The 19,733-nt window shown below is 70.5% G+C and carries 17 protein-coding genes; 4 read left to right on the top strand and 13 right to left on the bottom strand.

Going from position 1 to position 19,733, the window contains the following annotated elements:
* Positions 1-124: 124 nt before the first annotated feature.
* From fmdA to ACZ7LV_RS19100, 9 genes are all read right to left on the bottom strand, one after another.
* On the bottom strand, positions 125-1,372 hold the full coding sequence (fmdA, locus tag ACZ7LV_RS19140; protein WP_471940675.1) for a formamidase: 1,248 nt from the start codon (positions 1,370-1,372) through the stop codon (positions 125-127).
* Between the two features lie 52 nt (positions 1,373-1,424).
* Positions 1,425-2,078, bottom strand: coding sequence for an AmiS/UreI family transporter (locus ACZ7LV_RS19135; protein ID WP_471940673.1), 654 nt, complete (start codon positions 2,076-2,078; stop codon positions 1,425-1,427).
* 96 nt (positions 2,079-2,174) lie between these two features.
* On the bottom strand, positions 2,175-2,453 hold the full coding sequence (locus ACZ7LV_RS19130) for an FmdB family zinc ribbon protein (RefSeq protein ID WP_471940672.1): 279 nt from the start codon (positions 2,451-2,453) through the stop codon (positions 2,175-2,177).
* A gap of 108 nt (positions 2,454-2,561) precedes the next feature.
* Positions 2,562-2,990: a hypothetical protein gene (locus ACZ7LV_RS19125; RefSeq protein WP_471940670.1), complete on the bottom strand. Its 429-nt coding sequence runs from the start codon at positions 2,988-2,990 to the stop codon at positions 2,562-2,564.
* A 131-nt stretch (positions 2,991-3,121) separates the two neighbouring features.
* The gene (locus ACZ7LV_RS19120; RefSeq protein ID WP_471940668.1) at positions 3,122-4,549 is read right to left on the bottom strand and encodes an FGGY-family carbohydrate kinase; all 1,428 of its coding nucleotides are present in this window, start codon (positions 4,547-4,549) and stop codon (positions 3,122-3,124) included.
* A gap of 116 nt (positions 4,550-4,665) precedes the next feature.
* A complete protein-coding gene (locus ACZ7LV_RS19115) occupies positions 4,666-6,129 on the bottom strand; it encodes an FAD-binding oxidoreductase (RefSeq protein ID WP_471940666.1) in 1,464 nt (487 codons plus the stop codon).
* A 70-nt stretch (positions 6,130-6,199) separates the two neighbouring features.
* Positions 6,200-6,976, bottom strand: coding sequence for an SDR family NAD(P)-dependent oxidoreductase (locus ACZ7LV_RS19110; RefSeq protein WP_401671410.1), 777 nt, complete (start codon positions 6,974-6,976; stop codon positions 6,200-6,202).
* Positions 6,977-7,013: 37 nt separating this feature from the next.
* Positions 7,014-8,321 (bottom strand): MFS transporter, encoded by a 1,308-nt coding sequence (locus tag ACZ7LV_RS19105; RefSeq protein WP_471940664.1) that lies wholly within the window; start codon positions 8,319-8,321, stop codon positions 7,014-7,016.
* Between the two features lie 210 nt (positions 8,322-8,531).
* Positions 8,532-9,098 carry a glycerol-3-phosphate responsive antiterminator gene (locus tag ACZ7LV_RS19100; protein ID WP_471940662.1) on the bottom strand — a complete coding sequence of 189 codons (567 nt, stop codon included), beginning with the start codon at positions 9,096-9,098 and terminating at the stop codon, positions 8,532-8,534.
* Between the two features lie 212 nt (positions 9,099-9,310).
* Between ACZ7LV_RS19100 and ACZ7LV_RS19095 the strand changes: the two genes are divergently transcribed.
* Entirely contained in the window at positions 9,311-10,309 is a 999-nt protein-coding gene (locus tag ACZ7LV_RS19095) for a serine/threonine-protein kinase (RefSeq protein ID WP_471940661.1), read from the top strand.
* Between the two features lie 45 nt (positions 10,310-10,354).
* Here ACZ7LV_RS19095 and ACZ7LV_RS19090 read toward each other — a convergent pair whose 3' ends face one another.
* Together ACZ7LV_RS19090 and ACZ7LV_RS19085 are read right to left on the bottom strand one after the other, a co-directional pair.
* Positions 10,355-10,585, bottom strand: coding sequence for a response regulator transcription factor (locus ACZ7LV_RS19090; protein ID WP_471940659.1), 231 nt, complete (start codon positions 10,583-10,585; stop codon positions 10,355-10,357).
* A gap of 180 nt (positions 10,586-10,765) precedes the next feature.
* Positions 10,766-13,204 (bottom strand): SpoIIE family protein phosphatase, encoded by a 2,439-nt coding sequence (locus ACZ7LV_RS19085; protein ID WP_471940657.1) that lies wholly within the window; start codon positions 13,202-13,204, stop codon positions 10,766-10,768.
* A 341-nt stretch (positions 13,205-13,545) separates the two neighbouring features.
* Between ACZ7LV_RS19085 and ACZ7LV_RS19080 the strand changes: the two genes are divergently transcribed.
* Entirely contained in the window at positions 13,546-14,121 is a 576-nt protein-coding gene (locus ACZ7LV_RS19080) for a hypothetical protein (RefSeq protein ID WP_471940655.1), read from the top strand.
* 455 nt (positions 14,122-14,576) lie between these two features.
* Entirely contained in the window at positions 14,577-16,040 is a 1,464-nt protein-coding gene (locus ACZ7LV_RS19075; protein ID WP_471940653.1) for a DUF6777 domain-containing protein, read from the top strand.
* 72 nt (positions 16,041-16,112) lie between these two features.
* Here ACZ7LV_RS19075 and ACZ7LV_RS19070 read toward each other — a convergent pair whose 3' ends face one another.
* Together ACZ7LV_RS19070 and ACZ7LV_RS19065 are read right to left on the bottom strand one after the other, a co-directional pair.
* Positions 16,113-16,718: a hypothetical protein gene (locus ACZ7LV_RS19070; RefSeq protein WP_471940651.1), complete on the bottom strand. Its 606-nt coding sequence runs from the start codon at positions 16,716-16,718 to the stop codon at positions 16,113-16,115.
* An 88-nt stretch (positions 16,719-16,806) separates the two neighbouring features.
* A complete protein-coding gene (locus tag ACZ7LV_RS19065) occupies positions 16,807-17,526 on the bottom strand; it encodes a hypothetical protein (protein WP_471940649.1) in 720 nt (239 codons plus the stop codon).
* Positions 17,527-17,866: 340 nt separating this feature from the next.
* On the opposite strand from ACZ7LV_RS19065, the gene ACZ7LV_RS19060 reads away from it, so the two are divergent.
* A complete protein-coding gene (locus tag ACZ7LV_RS19060) occupies positions 17,867-19,507 on the top strand; it encodes a sigma-70 family RNA polymerase sigma factor (protein ID WP_471940648.1) in 1,641 nt (546 codons plus the stop codon).
* Positions 19,508-19,733: the final 226 nt, after the last annotated feature.

Below are 19,733 nucleotides of genomic sequence, written 5' to 3'. Positions count from 1 at the left end.
CGGTACGTGTCGGCACACCGTAGAAAGACGCAGGTCAAGCGCACATGTGGTGGGACAACATAGTTCGGGGCCGGACTATGCGTCCGGCCCCTATGCATGTTCGCCGGGAGTGCGGCGACCGGCCTCAGGTCGACACCGCGCACTGGCCGCGGTCGGCGGACTTCGGTCCCTCCGAGGTGGGACGGACGTCGAAGTCGAAGATCCCGGTCGGGAGGTACAGGGAGCAGCAGGCGTTCGGGATGTCGACGATCCCGCTGATGCGTCCCTCGATCGGGGCCGCACCCAGGAGCAGGTAGGCCTGCTCCCCGGTGTAGCCGAACCTCTTCAGGTACTCGACGGCGTTGAGGCAGGCGCGGCGGTAGGCGACCGTCGCGTCCAGGTAGTAGTTGGTGTCGGTGTCGTGGTCCACGGAGATCCCGATGAAGGAGAGGAACTCCGAGTACCGGGGCTCGACGTTGCCCGGCATGAAGACGGGGTTGGTGGTGACACCGTACTTCTCCATGCCGCCCTTGATCAGGTCGACGTGGAAGTCGATGTAGCCGCCCATCTCGATGGCACCGCAGAAGGTGATCTCGCCGTCGCCCTGGCTGAAGTGCAGATCACCGCCCGACAGCTTCGCGTCCTTGACGTGCACGGGGTAGAAGACGCGCGATCCACGAGTGAAGTTCTTGATGTCGTGGTTGCCGCCGTTCTCCCGCGCGGGCACGGTGCGCGCCCCTTCCCGGGCGATCCGCTCGGCGTCCGATCCGCTCGCCTGGCCGGCGAGGGACTCGTCGGGGTCGGGTGCCAGTCCCAGCGGCGGTACCCGGTCGGGGTCGGTGTCGATCAACGCCTGCTCACGCCTGTTCCACCGTTCCAGCAGTTCCGCGGACGGCGCGGTGCCGAAGAGGCCGGGGTGGGTGATGCCGGTGAAGTGGACACCGGGTAGGTGCCTGGACGTCGCCACCTGCCCGTGGAAGTCCCAGATCGCCTTGTAGGCGTCGGGGAAGTAGTCCGTCAGGAAGCCTCCGCCGTTCGCCTTGGCGAAGACGCCGGTGTATCCCCAGCCCTCACCGGGCGCGTTCCCGACCTGCTGGGGGACCGGTCCGAGGTCCAGGATGTCCACGACGAGCAGGTCTCCCGGCTCCGCGCCCTCCACGCCTATCGGACCGCTGAGCATGTGGCACGCCTTGAGGTCGACGTCGCGGACGTCGTTGGCGGAGTCGTTGTTGCCGATCTGCGCGTCCGTCCATTCACGGCATTCGACGCGGAACTCGTCTCCCGGGCGGACCATCGCCGCATTGGGAACGTCGGGATGCCATCTGTTGTGTCCCGGAACGTTCTGGTCACGCATCGAACGGGACTGGTCGACGCTGAAGATTACTTCCGGCATGTGAATTCCCCATCTGTTTCCGTGAGGTGAGCGGCGAGACGTCCCGCCGCGCCTAGCCGTGGCTCCCGGCGGGATGGCCGGGGGTGCCGTACTCCTCCGTGGGGCGCGCGGGCCGCCTGTGGCGCAGTGCGAACCACAGCCCGCCGAAGGTCAGCACGCCGAACGCGCCCAGCGCGATCGCGATATCGGGGTAGTTCTCCTTGACCCAGTAACCGGACAGCAGCAGGAATGCCGGAATGACACCGGTCACCCAGCCTTCGATCGCGGTCACCCAGCCGACGTAGGGCGTCAACGTCTCCCGCTTCAGTCCGAGGAGCAGGAAGAAGAGGAACCAGAGGAACGCCCAGTAGAGCCAGATGACTCCGAAGGGCTGGTCGTCGAACTGGCGGAAGCTGACGAACGAATAGCCCAGCGCCACGATCGACACGAACAGCGAGTAATACCCCACACCTGTGCTGTCGAGCCCCATCAGCAGCCCGATCCCCACGTAGAGGTAGGTGAAGCCGAAGAGGAAGATGCCGGAGGCCAGCAGGATCGGCCGGGGGTCCTGGTTCGCGGCGATGATGAGGTACGTGGGTGTCAGAACCTGAAGTCCGCCCACGAACAGATTGAAGACCGCGGCTGCCCGGCTGTCCACTTTTCCCAGCAGCATCAGGCCGTTCAGGAACAGCACCGCGCCCACGAAGAGAAGTCCGACATTGGCCAAGGGAACGCACCTCCCGATCCTTGGGGAGGCAGTGGTGCCGAAGCCGGGGTCACACCCTTGCGGGAAGGGCCGAACGGCCCACGCCCGGCTTCCCCGTCAGGGCCGGGGAAGCCGGGCGTGGGCCGGATGAACGGGCCTCGAAGCTGCCTCCTTGGCAGGCCCCCGCGATACCACCACGGGGTTTTCCCGAGACTTTTCCTCTCGCTCGTGCAGTGCCGTGACAGCGGGCGGCGTGAGGGCAGTTGCGGGAGCGGAGAACACACGGCGGGACGCACCCGAGCACCGCGGGCAGATCTCCTCGGCCGACGCCGTGCCGATGGGTCGCTTCACGTCGAACGAACCGCAGCGAATGCAGGAATACTCGTACGTCGCCATGAATCGTCTCCGCTGGAGAAGTCATCTCTCCTTCAAGGCAACGCCCGTGACGACGGCGTGTCAAGGCGGGACGGGACGCCCCGGCACGCACGCCGTCCTCGCCGTCCGTCAGGGCGCGCCCGCGATGGCGCACGCGCGGCACGGGGGCCGGCCGCAGGTGCACTGCATGATCGCGTCCAGCACGTCGCGGTCGTGGTAGAGGCACTCGTCCCGGCAGGTGTGACGCGGGACGAAGCCCGCCTGCAGCTCGTCCGGCCAGGGCTCCTCGCCCTCCCGGCAGCGCACGAACCGCTCCGGATCCGTGGAGTGCAGCCGCTGCATGCCCTCGCGGGCCCGCCCCTCCAGGTCCCGCGTCTCGGCGACCACCGTCTTGAGCTGGTCGGCGAGGCCGGAGAACCTGGTGTCGCCGGTCCGCACATGGGCGGCCTTCAGCGCCATCACGGCGTTGCCCAGGAATCGTCGCGCGTCCTGGAGGTCGGTGACGTGGTGCAGCTGGATGCCGGTCACACCCCTGACCCACACGGCGTCTTCGCTCACTTTTCCACCTTCCCGGCCGACGTCGGCTTTTTCGAACGCAAAGCTGCTCTTTCCAGCGAAGCTAAATCCGCGATGCGCGACCGTCCAGGAATTTCCTGGTGAAAAGCCTCACAAGGTGCTTTTCGGTGATCTCAGCCGAACAGCTCGTAGGACTGCCGATAGATGCCGTCCGTGTGGCTCCGGGCCTCGGCGTGGATCTTCTGGAGCCTGGTGTAGAGGGCGTGGGCGGCGGGGTCGGGAGTGAAGAGCTCGCCGGGGCGGACCATGGCGGCGGTGGCGGTGTCGAAGTCCGGGTAGGCGCCGGTGGCGACGGCCGCGGTCACGGCCGCGCCGAGGCCGGCGGCGCCGACGACGGCGGAACGGCGGGCGGGGACGCCGAAGACGTCGGCGAAGATCTGCATCAGGACGTCGGAGGCGGAGCCGCCGCCGGAGACGACGAGTTCCTTGAATTCCGTGCCTAGTTCTGCCCCCATCCGGCCGGCGGTGTCGCCGATCGTCAGCGCGAGCGCTTCGAGGATGGAGCGGTAGATGTGGAAGCGGCCCTGGCGGCCGTCGAACCCGAGGATGGAGCCCTTGCGGAACGGGGCCTCGGTCGGGGCCAGCCAGTCGAGGACCGTGATCAGACCGTCGGAGCCGGGCGGGACGTGGGCCGCCTGCCGGTTGATGTACTCCTCCGCGCTGATGCCCGCCTCGCGCGCCGGACCGGCGGCTTCCTCGCCGAGCAGGTCGCGGTACCAGCTGACCGTCCACATGCCGCGCCGCACGCCGTTGCTCTCGTAGAGGTAGGCCCGCGGGGTGGCGGCGTAGTTGGTCCAGAAGTCGGCGCCGTCCTTGACGTTGCGGCTGCCGACGGTCATGCCGGCGACGTAGGTGCCGAGGGAGACGAGGAGGGTGTCGGTGGAGCGCAGGCCGGAGCCCAGGGCCTCGACGGCCTTGTCGTTGGCGGTGGCGACGACGGGCAGGCCGGCCGGGATGCCGGTGTGCGCGGCGGCGGCCTCGGTGACGGTGCCGAGCACGTCGCCGGGCTGGACGAGGGTGAAGAGCATCGAGCGGTCGAGACCCAGCCCGGCGATCACCTCGTCGTCGTCCGTCCAGTCGAAGGTGTCGGAGTCGAGCGGCCACATCCCGGCGTAGTTGGCGGCGGTGTCGCGGAACCGGCCCGTCATGCGGTGGGTGAGGTAGCCGGAGGAGGTGGTGACGTAGGCGGCGTCGGGCGTCTCGCGCTCGTAGGGGCGGGAGACACGGGCGTCCATCCAGCTCATGACGGGCTGGGCGAGGGTGCTGTCGGCCCTCAGGACGGCGCGGCAGAACCGGATGGTGCACAGGCCGACGCCGGCGATGTCGGCGGGGTCGCCGGGGAAGGCGGCCAGCGCCGCCCGGGCGGCGGTGCCGATCGAGGTCCACAGGTCGTCGCCGGGATGCTCGACGACACCCGGGCGCGGGGTGTCGTAGGGGCGCAGGGCGCAGCGGCCCTCGCTGACGACATGGCCGTGCTCGTCGAAGACGCTGACCTTGGAGGACTGCGAGCCGTTGTCGATGCCGATGAAGTACCGGGTCATGCCCACTCCGGGTGTGCGGGGCCCGGGCGCCGTCGTCCAGGCGGGAAGTGAGGGGTCAAGATGTGATGAGGCCCGGTGCCGGACCGCCGTGCGGGCGGTCCGGCACGGGGTACGGCTCAGCCCTCGACGGGGAAGATCGTGCCCTTGTTCATGATGCCGTTCGGGTCGAAGGCGGCCTTGAGCTTGGCGAGCATGTGGTAGGCGGAGCCGTGCTCCTCCTTGGTCCACGGGGTGCGGTACTTGCCGACGCCGTGGTGGTGGACCATGGAGCCGCCCACCTTCAGGGCCTCCTCGACGATGATCGCGTTGAGCGGGATGTGGTACTTCTCGATCTCCTCCCGCGGCTCGCAGTTGATCTTGTAGTCGTAGACGAAGTAGAGGTTCGTGCCGGTCTGGTAGGAGTGCGAGGAGTGGGCGCCGAGCATGGTCAGGTCGCCCGCGTCCGGGTACTCGCGACGGATCCGGTCGATGACGTTGTCGTACAGCTCCACCGTGTGCGACCAGTCGACGGAGACCTCCGTGGTGTAGCCCAGCTGGTTGTCGCGGAGCATGGTCTCCTTCTCCGCGTCGATCTTGTCCTGGCCCCAGTTGAGGTTCGCGAACCAAGTGGAGATCAGCTCGGCGTCGACCTTGGTGTGCGGGTGTTGGTCGGCGACCCGCCGGATCTCCTCGCTGGTCGCCTTGACCAGCCCCTTCGGGCCCTCGGCGACGAAGACGACCACGCACTTGCCCTCGTAGAAGTGGGAGAAGTGCTGGCGGGCGTCCTCGGGCGAGTAGACGCGCACGACGGAGGGGCGGAAGCCGCCCGTGACCACCTCGCGGATGATCGCGACACCGGTGGCCATGTCGTCGACGAGGAGGCCGTGGTACTCGTTGTTCTCCGGGTGGTGCCGGAAGACCTTGAGGGTGACCTCGGTGATGTAGCACAGGGCGCCCTCGTTGCCGATGACGATGTGCCGGATGTCCGGGCCGGCGGCGCGGCGCGGGACGTTCTTGATCCGCGAGACGGTGCCGTCGGGGAAGACCGCCTCCAGGCCGACGACCATGTCCTCGATGGCGCCGTAGAGGGTGGAGAGCTGCCCGATGGAGCGGGTGGCGACCAGACCGCCGTACTGGGCCAGCGGCTTGGACTGCGGGGAGTGGCCGGTGGTCAGGCCCTGCGCGCGCAGGACGTCCTCCAGCTTCTGCAGCGGAACGCCGCAGCCGACCGTCACCTGCATGTTCTCGGCGTCGATCTTGATGATCTCGTCGATGCCGGAGCCGTCGAGGACGATGGTGTCCTGGACGGCCGTCTCCAGGCCGCCCTCGGTGCCGGTGCGACCGGTCCTGGCCACCACGTTGATCAGGTTCTCGTTGGCGAACCGCAGCACCGCGGCGACGTCGGCGGTGCTCCGCGCCTTCACGATCGCGCTCGGGAAGGGGCCGTCGTAGATGCCGTGGACGGAGGTGAACTTCTTGAAGCGGTCCACGCTCGCCTCGCGCAGTTGCTGCTCGTCGGTGACGACCTGCTCGGGGCCGACCAGGTCGGCGAGAGCGGCGACGATGTTCCCGCGGTCCAGCTTGGAGACGGACGGTGCCATGGTGAATCTTCCTCTTGCTTCTTTGTGGGAGGTGGGAGGTCGGTGGGGGGTGGTGGTGAGGGGCCCCGCGTCAGCGGACCAGGTAGCCGCCGTCGACGGCCAGGACGTGCCCGTTGACGTAGTCGGAGGCGCGTGAGGCGAGGAACACGGTCGCTCCCATGAGGTCGGCGACCTCGCCCCAGCGGCCGGCCGGGATGTGGTCGAGCACGCGCTGGTTGGTCTCAGGGTCGGCGCGGGTCTCCTCGGTGATCTTCGTGGCGAAGTAGCCCGGGGCGATGGCGTTGACCTGGATGTTGTACTGCGCGAGCTCGTCGCAGTAGGCCTTGGTGAAACCGGCGATGCCGTGCTTGGTGGCGGCGTAGGCCGGGGACCAGCGGCCGCCGAGGAAGGAGAACATCGAGGCGATGTTGATGATCTTGCCGGAGCGCTGCGGGATCATGAACTTGATCGCCTCGTGGCTCAGCTCGAACGGCGCGGTGAGGTTGACGTCGATCATCGGGTCCCACTGTGCGCGCCCGAACTCCTCGACGGAGGCCAGCTTGGAGATGCCGGCGGAGTTCACGACGATGTCCAGGGAGCCGAAAGCGTCGACACAGCCCTGGGCGATCCGGGCCGGCACGCCGGGCTCGGTGAGATCGGCCTGGAGGAACTCCATCCGGCGGCCCTCGGCCTCGATCAGCCGGGCTGTCGTGCCGTCGTCCGGCATCACGCTGGGCACGAACACGTTGGCGCCCGCCTTGGCCAGGGCCAGCGAGAACGCCTGGCCGAGGCCGGTGTTGCCGCCGGTGACGACGGCGTTCTTGCCGTCGAGGGAGAAGAAGTCGCGGTGGAACTCGGTGATGTCCATGGGTGCGTCTCCGGGAGGTGTGTCGGGAGGAGGGAGGTCAGCCGGTGACGAGCTGTGCCTCGGGGGCGGCGGCGCGGGCCGCCAGTTCGCGGGCGCGGACCCGCTGCGTGACCGTCGTGACGACCAGGCCCAGGAGGGCGGTGGCGAGCAGGACGGCGAAGAGGGTGGTGTAGCCGCCGCCGTGCTCGGGAACGGCCGGTTCGGCGGTCGGGTCACCGATCCACCAGGCGACCAGCGCCGGGAGGAAGGCGTCGGGGAGGTAGGCGAGCCCGGAGGCCAGACCGATCACACCGCCGCGCTCGTTCTCGGGGATCTCCACCTCGCCGACCGTCGCCCAGTAGACGCCGCGGGCGGCGAACACGAACAGGCAGAGCACGAACATCAGGGCCAGCGCGACCCACATCAGCGCGCTGGTGCGCGGCATCAGCAGGAAGGCCGCGGCGATCACCGCACATCCGGCGAACATCCAGCGCAGGAACTTCGGCGAGGACCTGGTGACCTTGTCGACCAGGACACCGCCGGTCGGCCCGGCGACGAACTGGAACACGTAGGTGCGCACGACGCCGATCACCCCGATCACCCCGGCGGCCAGTCCGTACTGGTGCTCCAGCAGGGGCGAGAAGTAGCCGAGCGTGGTGTAGAAGCAGTACATCAGCATGACCGTGGAGCCGATCAGCCACGTGTACTTGTTCTTCGCCGCGCGCAGCAGCTGGCGCAAGGTGACGGCGGAGGAACCGAGGGCGGACAGCTTCTCCCTGTCCTCCTTCACGCAGAACCAGACGGCCGCGGCGAGGGCGAAGCAGAGAATGCCGTAGATGCGGATCAGCCACAGGACGCCATGGGCGGGGACGACGGCCATGGCGACGATCGCGGTGCCCACCAGGCCGACGAGTGTGGAGGTGATGCCGCGCACGCCCTCCAGGAAGCCGAAGAGCCGGCCCTGTTCGGAGGCGTCGCCCAGCATGCCGATCGCCTTCACCAGAGCGGGCCAGTAAAGGCCCATTCCGAGGATCGCGAAGGCGATGTGGACGAGCAGGGTGCCCGAATAACCCGGCGCCGTCGCCAGGTAGACATCGGCGACTCCGGTGCCCGCGAGGGCGAGGGTGATCAGCAGCCGCGGAGAGAATTTGTCGGCGAACCAGCCGCCGAAGAAGTACATCACCATCGCCACGACACCGAACACGGAGACGATGTTTCCGTAGTCCTGGGCCGACAGTTCCAGTGCCTTGGCCGTGGGCCCCAGGAAGACGAACCGGATGTACGCCACCTGGTAGATGATGCCGCCGGTCATCGACAGGATCAGAAAAGCGATCCACCGCCGCGACCGGCCGGTTCCCTCCGCCATGACCACTCCCTTGTGGTGATTTCGAGCACAACGAAAGATGGGGACAAAAAAAAGAGAACAGCAAACACCCTGTGGAAGGGAGTTACTGTTCTCTCGTCTCTAGTAACTACCGCGACACATGGTCGCGGCCGATATGAAGTTTTGTGTCGAGCGCCGCCAAAGCTACGTTCCGGGCGTCGCTCCGGTCAATGGCTCCCGGTGTGTCCGCGGTCACATCCGCCAGACGTCCTCGTTCGACGACGCGATGGCCGCCGCGCCCGCGCCCAGGGCGGCGATCACGTCGTCACGGTCGCAGACCAGGCCGCCGGCGATCAGCGGGACGTCGATGTCCGCGACCACCCATCCGATGACCCGCGGCATGCAGCCCGGCAGGATCTCCACACTGTCGGCCTTGGACATCGCGACCTGTTTCGCCAGGTTCCGGTACGAGATCGAGTCGATCAGGAAGAAGCGGTGCACGGCGTAGAGCCCCAGTTCCCGGGCCGCCCGCACCATGAACGCCTTGGAGCTGAGCACGCCGTCCGCCTCGGTGCGTTCCTTCACGTAACGCACCACGATGTCCTTTCCGCCGAATCCCTCCAGCAGGTCCACATTGACCAGCACGATCTTCCCCGCCGCCTTGAGTGTGGCGACCGTCTCGGTCAGGTCGAGAATCGACCCGTACAGAAGGAAGACCACCTGGCAGTCGGATTCCAGTACCGCCTTCAACTTGGCCTCGTCGGGCACGCTGGCGACGATCGGGTGGTCTTCGAGCAATGTGGCGAGGGAGGCGGGCACGGCGGGCTCCAAAGACGCAAGGGAAAGGTTGATCGCCAAACGAGAATAGCCCGTGGCGAATTGATCCGAGGCGGCCGCACCTCGCGGCCGGGCCCGCCGCAGGGTCCGGCGGATAGAATCGCAGGTATGGACGAGCGGCCTGCCGCGGCGGTACGGATCCCTCAGGGGGCCGGCCCGGGGAGCGGGCGTCGACGGACCCGGCGGCGAGGGACATGAGCCTGTACACGGGTCGGCCGTCCGGCCTGGTCGGGCAGCAGATCGCGGGATACCGGATCGAGGACGTGATCGGCCGCGGCGGCATGGCCGTCGTCTACCGCGCCAGGGACCTGCGGCTGGACCGCACGGTCGCGCTCAAGCTGATCGCCCCCGAGCGCGCCCGCGACGACACCTTCCGGCGCCGCTTCGCCCACGAGTCCCGGGTGGCCGCGGCGATCGACCACCCCCACATCGTGCCGATCTTCGAGGCCGGGGAGACCGACGGGGTCCTGTACATCGCGATGCGGTACGTCTCCGGCCAGGATCTGCGGGCCCTGCTGGACCGGGAGGGCGCGCTCCCCGTCGCGACCGCCCTGCGGATCGCGGTCCAGGTGGCGTCCGCCCTCGACGCGGCCCATGCGCACGACCTGGTGCACCGGGACGTCAAGCCCGGCAACATCCTGGTCGCCGCGGGCACCGACAGCGACCACCCCGAGTACATCTACCTCACGGACTTCGGGCTGACGAAGAAGTCGCTGTCGCTGAGCGGGTTCACCGCCGCGGGCGAGTTCGTCGGCACGCTCGACTACATGGCGCCGGAACAGATCTCCGGCCGGCCGGTCGACGGGCGGTGCGATCTCTACAGCCTGGCCTGCGTCGTGTACGAGACCCTCGCCGGTGGTCCGCCCTTCCAGCGGGAGGAGGACGTGGCGCTGCTCTGGGCCCACCAGTACGACCGGCCGCCCCGTCTGACCGAGCGGCGGCCGGGAATCGCGCCCGCTGCCGCCGATGTCCTGGCCAGGGCCCTGTCGAAGGTCCCGGAGGACCGCTACGGCTCCTGCCTGGAGTTCGTCGCGGCGTTGCGTGACGCCACCGGCGGCGGCGCCGTCCTGGGCGCTCACGCACCGTCCCTGCCGGGTGCCGGTCCGGCCGCCTCGGCGGGCGGCCTGGAGCCGCCCCCGGAGCCGCCGGAGTGGGCCCGGCCGGTCTTCCGGGGCCCGCCCGGGTGGGCGTAGGCCGAGTCGGTACCGGATCGCCGTGGTGCGGGTGGCGCCGCGTCGTCACAGTCCGAGCGAGATGGCGAGCCGGGTGAGTTCCGCCGTGCTGTTGATGCCGAGCTTGGCCCGGATGCGGCGCAGATAGGCGTCGACCGTGTGCTTGGAGAGTCCCATGTGGCGGGCCGTCTGCAGATAGGTGCGTCCGGCGGCGATGTGCCGCAACGTCTCCTGCTCGCGCGGGGCCAGCGTGGGGGCGGGGGCTTCGACGAGCGGCGTGGCGAGGGTGAGGCTCATGGGATTCACTCCGATGGGTCGGTTCGGCCATCCCTGCTCACGACCTCGGAAGCGGGTGACATATGCCGGTATGTCGTTTTTGTCCTCGTACCGAAAAGCCTGACCCCGCCACTTCATGACGGCGTCCGTGGACTGTCACAGGCGCGTCACAGGGACAGGAGTTCTGCGCAGGGGCACGCGTCACGAACCGGCGAGGGAATGCTCGGCCCAGATGGTCTTGCCCACGGGCGCGTGCCGGGTGCCCCAGCGGTCGGCGAGCTGGGCGACCAGCAGCAGCCCACGCCCTCCCTCGTCGAAGGTCCGGGCCCGCCGCAGATGCGGGGCGGTGCTGCTCGAGTCGGAGACCTCGCAGATCAGCGTGGTGTTCTCATGGATCAGCCGCAGCTGGATGGGCGGCCGGCCGTAGCGGATGGCGTTGGTGACCAGCTCGCTGACCATGAGCTCGCTGACGAAGCTCGCCTCCTCCAGCCCCCAGGCCGTCAGCTGGTCGGTGGTGCGCCGACGGGCCTCGGCGACGAACGACGGGTCGGGCGGCAGTTCCCACACGGCCACCCGGTCACCGTGGAGCACCCGGGTGCGGGCGACGAGCAGGGCGACGTCGTCCTCGGGCCGGTGCGTCAGGAGCCCCGTCAGCAGCCGGTCGCACACCGTCTCCAGCGTGGCGGCGGGACGGGCGAGGGCCGCGAACATCCGGTCCAGGGCGTCGTCGACGTCGTGGTCGCGGATCTGCAGCAGGCCGTCGGTGTACAGGGCGAGGACGCTCCCCTCGGCCAGCTCGGTCTCCACGCTCTCGAAGGGCAGACCGCCCAGCCCCAACGGCGGGCCTGCCGGGACGTCGAGGAGGTACACGGCACCGTCGGGGGAGACCGCGGCGGGCGGGGGATGGCCGGCCCGGGCGATGGTGCAGTGGCGGGAGACGGGGTCGTAGACCACGTACAGGCAGGTGGTGCCGATGCCCCCGGCGGCGTCCCCGGCACCCTCCGTGCCGGCCTCGTCGGCGGAGAGATGGATGATCAGGTCGTCGAGGTGGGTGAGCAGCTCGTCGGGCGGCAGGTCGACGTCGGCCAGGGTGCGCACCGCCGTGCGCAGCCGGCCCATGGTGGCGGCGGCGCGCATGCCGTGGCCGACGACGTCGCCGACGACCAGGGCCACGCGCGCGCCGGAGAGCGGGATCACGTCGAACCAGTCGCCGCCCACGCCCGACTCGGTACTGGCCGGCAGGTAGCGGGAGGCGATCTCCAGTGCCGACTGGGCCGGGAGGGACTGGGGCAGCAGACTGTGCTGCAGTGTCATGGTGTTGGTGCGTTCCCGGCTGTGGCGGCGCGCGTTGTGGATGCTCACGGCGGCCCTCGTCGCGAGCCGCTCGGCCAGGCGCAGATCCTCGGGGCCGAAGGGCTCCGGACGCCGGTGCCGGCCGAGGACGGCCAGACCGACGGTCGTTCCCCCGGCACGCAGCGGCACCGTCATGAGCGAGTGGATGCCGTGCTCGCGGATCCAGGCGGCCCCGGGGTCCTCGGCCACCCAGTCCGCGATGACGGGGGCGTTCGCGGCATGCACGGCGCCGCGGCCCGCGGCCAGGCACTCGACGGGCGGCGACAACGGCGGACAGACGGTCGTCCCGCCGATCCCGACGGGCGACTCCGGGCCGCCTTCGAGGACCGATCGCACGGCGGTACGGCACAGGGTGACCGGCTCCGCCACCGGGACGGAGTACGGCTCGTCGCCGCTCGGGGGCGGATCGAGCAGATCGACGGCCACGAAGTCGGCGAGCCGGGGGACCGCGGCCTCGGACAACTCCTGCGCGGTGCGGGCGCTGTTCAGGCTGGTCCCGACGAGGAGGTCCGGGTCGGCGGGCGGCGACGGCTGCTGCCGGACGCGCTCCGCTCCGGTCAGATCGTGCGCCGCCAGGCACACGGCTCGCACCCGGCCGTCGGGATCCCGCAGCGGGGTCAGCGAGGCCTCCCGGCCGTCGTCGCCGTCCTTTCCCGCGCGGCGGGCGAAGGCGCTGACGTGCTGGGGCTCACCGGTCTCCAGGACACGACGCATCCCGCGCTCGGTCTCGTCGCTCGCGGGATCCGGCGCGATGTCCGGGAGCCGCAGCCCGCGCATCGCGGCCTCCGGGAGGGAGAGCGCGCGCTCCATGCCGGCGTTCGCCCGCAGCAGGCGCAGATCCGTGCCGAAGATGGCAACGAGACAGGCGGACTGGGTGAACGCCCATTGCTCCACCGGTTCGCTCCAGGGCGCGCCGGGGCCGCCCGGCACGGGCGTCACCACGAGCCACTCGGCATCCTCGTCGGTGGGGGTCCAGCGGTGGGCGAGCAGTCCGACGTCCAGCCGGTGCCCGTCGCGGTGCCGCAGCGCCACGGTGCCGTTCCAGCGCTCCTGACCTGACGGGGTACGCCGCGTCGTGGGCGCACCGGTGACGGACTCGGCGAGCAGGCGGGCGGCGGGCTGCCCGATCACCTCCGAGGTCGCGTAGCCGAGCAGCCGGCGAGCGCTGTCGCTCCAGCCGATCACGATGCCCTGCGCGTCGATGGTGGCCGTCGCCGTTCCGGCCGGCTCACGGGAGCCGCCCGGGTCCTGCGGCCGCTCACCGGGAGGGACGGGAAATCGTTCCATCGCCGCTCATCTCGCCCTCGTCAGCTCCTCTTCCGTGGTCCCTCACGGGGACCCCGCACGGCAAAGGACTCCACTGACAAGCATGATTTAGCGGGGCCGCGAGCACCAACGCAGCGCCGTCGTGAGGGCAAGGGGGCGGTGGTCCGGGCGGGGCCCGGTGGTCCGGGCGGGTGGGACGGCCGGCGGGCGACGAGAAGGGTCGAAAGTTAAAATTCGGATATACCGGACGTCGTGGAGCGGTACGCGACACCTGATCTCTGATCCCGCCCGCGTTCCCCCTCCGGACCGAGCGGCCCCGCCGGGGCCTGCCGTCAGCACGTGCAGCAGCGGAAGTGGAAGACATGGCCACGCCCGACGCCGACTTCCTTCCGACCCACGTCATCCCCAGCGAGGGGCTGGCCGCCTGGGAGGCTCCCGACGTCTCCCGGCCGACCGTGCCGCTCGACGCGCTGCTGCCCGTCCAACTCGTCGAACGACGCGGCGACTGGGGGCGCATCGTGTGCTTCAACGGCTGGTCGGCCTGGGTCGACGGCCGGCTGCTGGTACCGGTGCCCCAGGCCCCGCCGGTGTCCGCGGCGCCGCCCGCCCGCTCGGCGGACCTGCGCCGGCTGCTCGCCCGGGTCATGGACGCGCTCGAATGCTACGGGCAGGCCACGGACGACCTTGCGGCAGGGAGGGCCGACGGCGAGAGCTTCCGGGAGCGGACCGAGGGGCTGCGGGCGGGAGTGGTCATCGCCGGGGAGGCGGCGTGGCTCTACGACGTCGAAGAGGAGCGGTGGATGTACTGCGACGGCTCGCGGACCGACATCTGGGCGGTCTCCTCCGCCCCGTCCGCGGACGAGACGCCGGCGCCGTCGCGGCCCTCCGGTGAGACGCCCGAGCGGACGCGGATCGTGGACTGGCCCGGGGACAACTGACGGGCGGCGCCGGAGGATTTCCGGCGGGCGAGCCGGGCTGTCGAGTTGGGGCCTGGTGGCGCCGGAGCGCACAATGAGATCACAGCACACATTCACAAGAAGCGTCCCGGGTCATCGACGGGAGCGTCGACGGGACCCTTCCAACTGCGCGATTCCCATGCCCGGCGGGAGGTGAAGCCGTGAGCACCGGATCGCAGCCGGAACGCCCCACGGGCCCGCCCTCCGGGCCCCTCACCGGCCGTCCCTCCGGCCAGTCGGCGGGACATCCGCCACCGCCACCACCGCCCCCGCCCGGCGGCCGGGGGCCGGGTGGCCCGCCGTCCGGTCCGAGTGGTCCCCCACGTGGCCCCGGCGGAGCGAGTGGTCCGGGCGGCTCCGGCGATGACGGTGACCGGCCCGAGCGGCGATCCGGTGGGGGAGGCGCGAGACCCTGGCGGCGGTCCGTGCCACGGATCATGGCGGTCACCGCCGTGGCGGCGGCGGTGGGCGTCGCCGTCGTCCTCACCCGCCCCGGCACGGAACCGGCGCAGGCCGGCGAGGTCATCCTCCAGCCCGCGAGTTCGACCGGTCCGGACCCGTACACCCCGTCGACCGCGAACACGACTTCCTCGCTGCCGTCCGCCGCGTCCAGCACGGCTCCGACCAAGGACAACGCCCTGCGCAGTGTGGCGGGATCGGAACCGGGCCTCTACGGGGGGACCCTCAACACCGCCAGTTGCGATGTCGAGAAGCAGATCCGTCATCTGGCCTCCGACCGCGGCAAGAACAAGGCGTTCGCGTCGGTTCTGGCCCTCCGGGAGCCCGGCGTCGCCGGCTATCTGCGCGCGCTGACGCCGGTGGTGCTGCGGTCCGACACCCGTGTCACCAACCACGGCTATCGCGACGGCGCGGCAACCCGCTTCCAGGCGGTGCTGCAGGCGGGGACGGCCGTCCTCGTCGACAGCCGCGGTGAGCCCAAGGTGCGGTGCGCCTGCGGCAATCCGCTGACGCGCGCGGTTCCGCACAAGACCGCGCCGCAGCAGAAGGGGACGCCGTGGGCAGGGTTCCGGCCGCAGAACGCCGTGGTCGTCAACCGCTCGGCCGCGGAGGTCAAGGAATTCGTCATCCTCGATACGCGGGACCGGAGTTGGATCCGCCGGGACTCGGGTGACGACGGCGACTCCGACCGGTGGACCACTGCGCCTGCGCGGCATTGGCCCCTGCCGCCGAAGGAGCCTCCGGCCAAGGAGACGCCGGGGCGGGAGACGCCGGACCAGCAGTCGCCGCAGGACGAGCCGGGCGGCGGGGAGTTCGAGCCGAAGCCGGAGGAGGAGTCCGAGCCCAAGCCCGATTACGACTCGCCCGAACACAAGCCCGACGATCCCGGAACGAAGCCCGACCAGCCCAACAAGCCCGACCAGCCCAACAAGCCCGACCAGCCCAACAAGCCTGAAGATAAGCCGGATCAGCAGAAGCCGGAGCAGGAGAAGCCGGAGCAGGAGAAGCCGGAGCAGGAGAAGCCGGATCAGCAGAAGCCGGAGCAGAAGCCGGAAAAGCCCAAGGAGGAGAAGCCCAAGGAGGAGAAGCCCAAGGAAGAGAAGCCTGAGCACAAGCCGCAGGAAGAGGAGAAGCCGCAGGAGGAGCAGAAGCCCAAGGAGGAGCAGAAGCCCCCGCAGGATCAGCAGCATGAGCAGAAGCCGCAGGAGGAGGAGCAGAAGCCTCCGGAGGAGGAACAGAAGCCCCAGGAAGAGCAGCAGCCCCAAGAGGAACAGCCGCCTCAGCAAGAGCAGCAGCCGCCCCAAGAAGAGCAGCAGCCCGAGGAAGAGCAGCAGCCCGAGCAGGAACAGCAGCCCGAACAGGACCAGGAACAGGAACAGCAGCCGGACCAGGAGCAGCAACCCGCCCCCAACCCCAACCCCGAATCGGGCAACCAGGGTTGAGCCGAACCCGCACTCCTCGAATGCCTCGCCCGCGACTTGGCTCGGGCGAGGCATTCGGTGTGCGGTGTTCGCTCACTTCACGACCACGTCGTCCTTCGGAACGGGCGGAGCCGGCGGTGCGGGCGGTGCGGGCGGAGCAGGCGGAGCCGGCGGCTCGTGCGGAGCCGGCGCGTCGGGGACCGACGGGCTGCTCGCGTCGTCCTTGCCGGGGTCGGTCGGCGGCTTGTCGTCCGGGCACGGGGGGCCGTCGTTGCCGTTCGTGCCGGTGCCTCCGCGGCCGTCCGTCCCCTTGCCGCCGCACCTGCCGTTGCCGCGACCGCCGGAGCCACCGGTACCGGTGCCGCCGGGTGCGGTGCAGACCGTGGCGTCGCCGCCCGTGCCGTTGCCGCCGTTGCCGCCGTTTCCGCTGCCGGGGCGGCAGTAGTCGTCGTCCTTGTGGTGATCGTCCTTGTGGCGGTCCTTCTTCTTGTTCCTGTCGTGCTTCTTCCGGTTCTTGTCGTGGTGATCGCTGTCTCTGTCTCCCTTGCTCCCGTGGCCACCGGCCGGTATCGAGGCGGTCACGCCCTGGGGCGCGGTCGCGGCGAAGGCGGCGCCTGCCGGGATCAGTACTCCGCCGAGGGGGAGCAGCACGGAGGCGACGGCGACGGCCAGGGAGCTCTTGCGGACGTTGGAGATCATGGGTTCGGTTCCTGTGTGTCGGGGGCCGGGAGGAGGAGGCCGGGTGGCGAAGCCTGCGGCTGCGCCACCCGACCCTTTCGGTGACTGATCAGTCGGCGGTGGCGTTGCCGCCGTTGCCTCCGGTGGCGTTGCCGTTGCCGGTGGCTTCGGCGTTGCCGCCGTTGCCGCCGGTGGCGTTGCCCTCGCCCTCGGCCGTGGCGTTGCCTCCGTTCCCGCCGGTCGCGTCGCCGTCGCCCTCGGTCGTCGCGGCGCCGCCGTTGCCGCCGGTCGCGTCGCCGTCGCCGGTCGTTTCGGCGTTGCCTCCGTTCCCTCCGGTCGCGTTGCCCTCGCCCTCGGCCGTGGCGTTGCCGCCGTTGCCCCCGGTGGCGTCGCCGGTACCGGTCGTTTCGGCATTGCCGCCGTTGCCGCCGGTGGCGTTGCCCTCGCCCTCGGTGGTGGCGTTGCCTCCGTTCCCGCCGGTCGCGTCGCCGTCGCCCTCGGTCGTCGCGTTGCCGCCGTTGCCGCCGGTGGCGTCGCCCTTGCCCTTGGAAGTGGCGTTGCCGCCGTTCCCGCCGGTGGCGTTGCCCTTGCCCTTCTTCTTGTTCTTGTGGTTGTCCTTGTGCTTGCCGTCCTTCTTGTCCTTGTGGTTGTCCTTGTGGTCGACCAGGCTCACCACCTGGGAATCCGGTACCGGAGCCGCGGAGGCGGTGGTGGCGGGCAGGATGATCCCGCCGACCACCACGACGGCGGAGCTGACAAGGGCGGCCATCCTGGCGCGACGACGACGCTCGGGACGCGGGGAATTCTCGGTCGTGGTGATGGCGTTCATGGCTTTTCTCCTCTTTAGCGAAATGGAATGTTCGAAATGCCCCACTGGTCGGGGATTCGATGCGGTATTCCTCGTTTCCGTCTTCCGGTGAGGCCCGCACTTCCAGTAGGCCCGAGGAGAACCTCCAGGTCATGGCGCGACAAGTCGGGACTTGACCCCATCCGCGCCGTCAGGTAAAAGCCGCGCGGACCGCGACTGTGACGGCTCCCATTGCGCCGCGGAGACGATCCCGTGAAGGCTCTGGGGAACACGCGTCCGAAGAACTGTTATCCCGGGGCCCCCGATCGATCTCCCATGTATCGGACAGGACCGTTCGGCGTCGAGGACAGGAAGACTTTTGATGAGTACAGAGCGCACGAGGGAGACGGCGGCACTGGTGACCGCCGCCGCCGAGGGCGACCCCCAGGCCCAGGACGCTCTGGTCAGCGCGTTCCTGCCGCTGGTCTACAACGTCGTCGGCCGGGCGCTGAACGGTTCGGTCGACGTCGACGACGTCGTGCAGGACACGATGCTCCGTGCCCTCGACTCGCTGGACTCCCTGCGCGCTCCCGAGAACTTCCGCTCCTGGCTCGTGGCCATCGCGATGAATCAGGTCCGGGCGCACTGGCACGACCGCCGCTCGGCGCCCGGCACCGTCGACGAGGCCCAGGACCTCGCCGACCCCGGGGCCGACTTCGTCGACCTGACCATGGTCCGGCTCCAGTTGTCGGGGCAACGCCAGGAGACCGCCCGCGCGACCCGCTGGCTGGAGCCCGACGACCGGGGACTGCTGTCGTTGTGGTGGCTGGAGTGCGCCGGTGAGCTGACGCGGTCCGAGGTCGCCGAGGCCCTGGAACTCTCGCCCCAGCACACGGCTGTCCGGGTGCAGCGGATGAAGGCGCAGCTGGAGGCGGCCCGGGTGGTCGTGCGGGCGCTCGACGCGCGTCCGCGATGCGAGGAACTGAGCGGGCTGCTGGCCTCGTGGGACGGCCGCCCCTCGGCGCTGTGGCGCAAGCGAACGGCCCGGCACGCCCGCGGCTGCGCACGCTGCTCGGGGCTGTGGAGCGGGCTGATGCCCGCCGAGGGGCTGCTGGCCGGACTGGCGCTGGTCGCCGCGACGCCCGCGCTGCTGGAGCGGGTGCTCGGCGCCTCCGGTGGCATGGCCATGGTGGGCTCGGCGTCCCGGCCGGGCCCGTCAGCGGGCCGGGACGGATCGGGCCCCGCAGCCGGGCGCCGGGTGCCGCAGGGCCGGGCGGCGTCCCGCAGCGAGGCCCGGCGGCGCCGGCGCGTCCGGCGCCGTGCCGCGGGAGTCGCCGTCGTCGCGGCCTGCGTCACGGGTGGCGGCCTGTGGTACTTCGACCCGGACCCCGACACCGCCACCGAGGAGGCCTCCGCCGCCCGGACCAGCGCGCTCCCCGCGGTCGACGTCTCGACCCCCGGCACCCCGACCGCCTCGCCGTCGGCCTCCAGGTCCGCGTCGCCGTCCGCCTCGCCGTCCAAGAAGGCGACCCCCTCCAGGACCCCGTCGCCCACCAGGAAGACGGTGCCCGCGCCCCGGCCGCCCGCCACGCCGACCCGCAGTGCGCCCAGCGCCCCGCCGCAGACCCAGCCGGCCCCGACGGGCGCCGTCGCGCAGGTGGTGGCGCTGGTCAACGAGGAGAGGTCGGCGGCCGGTTGCGGTCCACTCTCGGAGGACGGCCAGCTGAACCAGGCGGCCCAGGGACACTCGCAGGACATGGCCGCCCGTGACTTCTTCGACCACACCAACCCGGACGGCGCCGACCCCGGGCAGCGCACCACCGCCGCGGGCTACGACTGGTCCACGTACGGGGAGAACATAGCCCGGGGCCAGCAGACCCCCCAGGCCGTGATGGACTCCTGGATGAACAGCCCCGGCCACCGCGCCAACATCCTCAACTGCTCCTTCAAGGACATCGGCGTCGGCATCCACGAGGGCTCCGGCGGACCGTGGTGGACGCAGAACTTCGGCGCCAGACGGTGAAGGTGCCGCGTGCGCCGGCCCCCGCGACGCCGGTCCGCCGCGCGCGGGTCGCCCGCACGTGCCGGTCGGGGGCACGGGTCCCCGTCCCGTGACACGGGGCGGGGCGGCGGCTCCGCCATTCGGCGGCGGCCGGCTCGCGCGCCCCGCCGGACCACGGTGGTGTTGACGTGCACGCGTGCCGGCGCCCAGCGCATGGGCGGCGTCGGGCGCCCACCCGTGAATGGAC

Source organism: Streptomyces sp. NPDC107562 (assembly GCF_055657325.1).
This window is presented reverse-complemented; position numbering and strand designations above follow the sequence as displayed.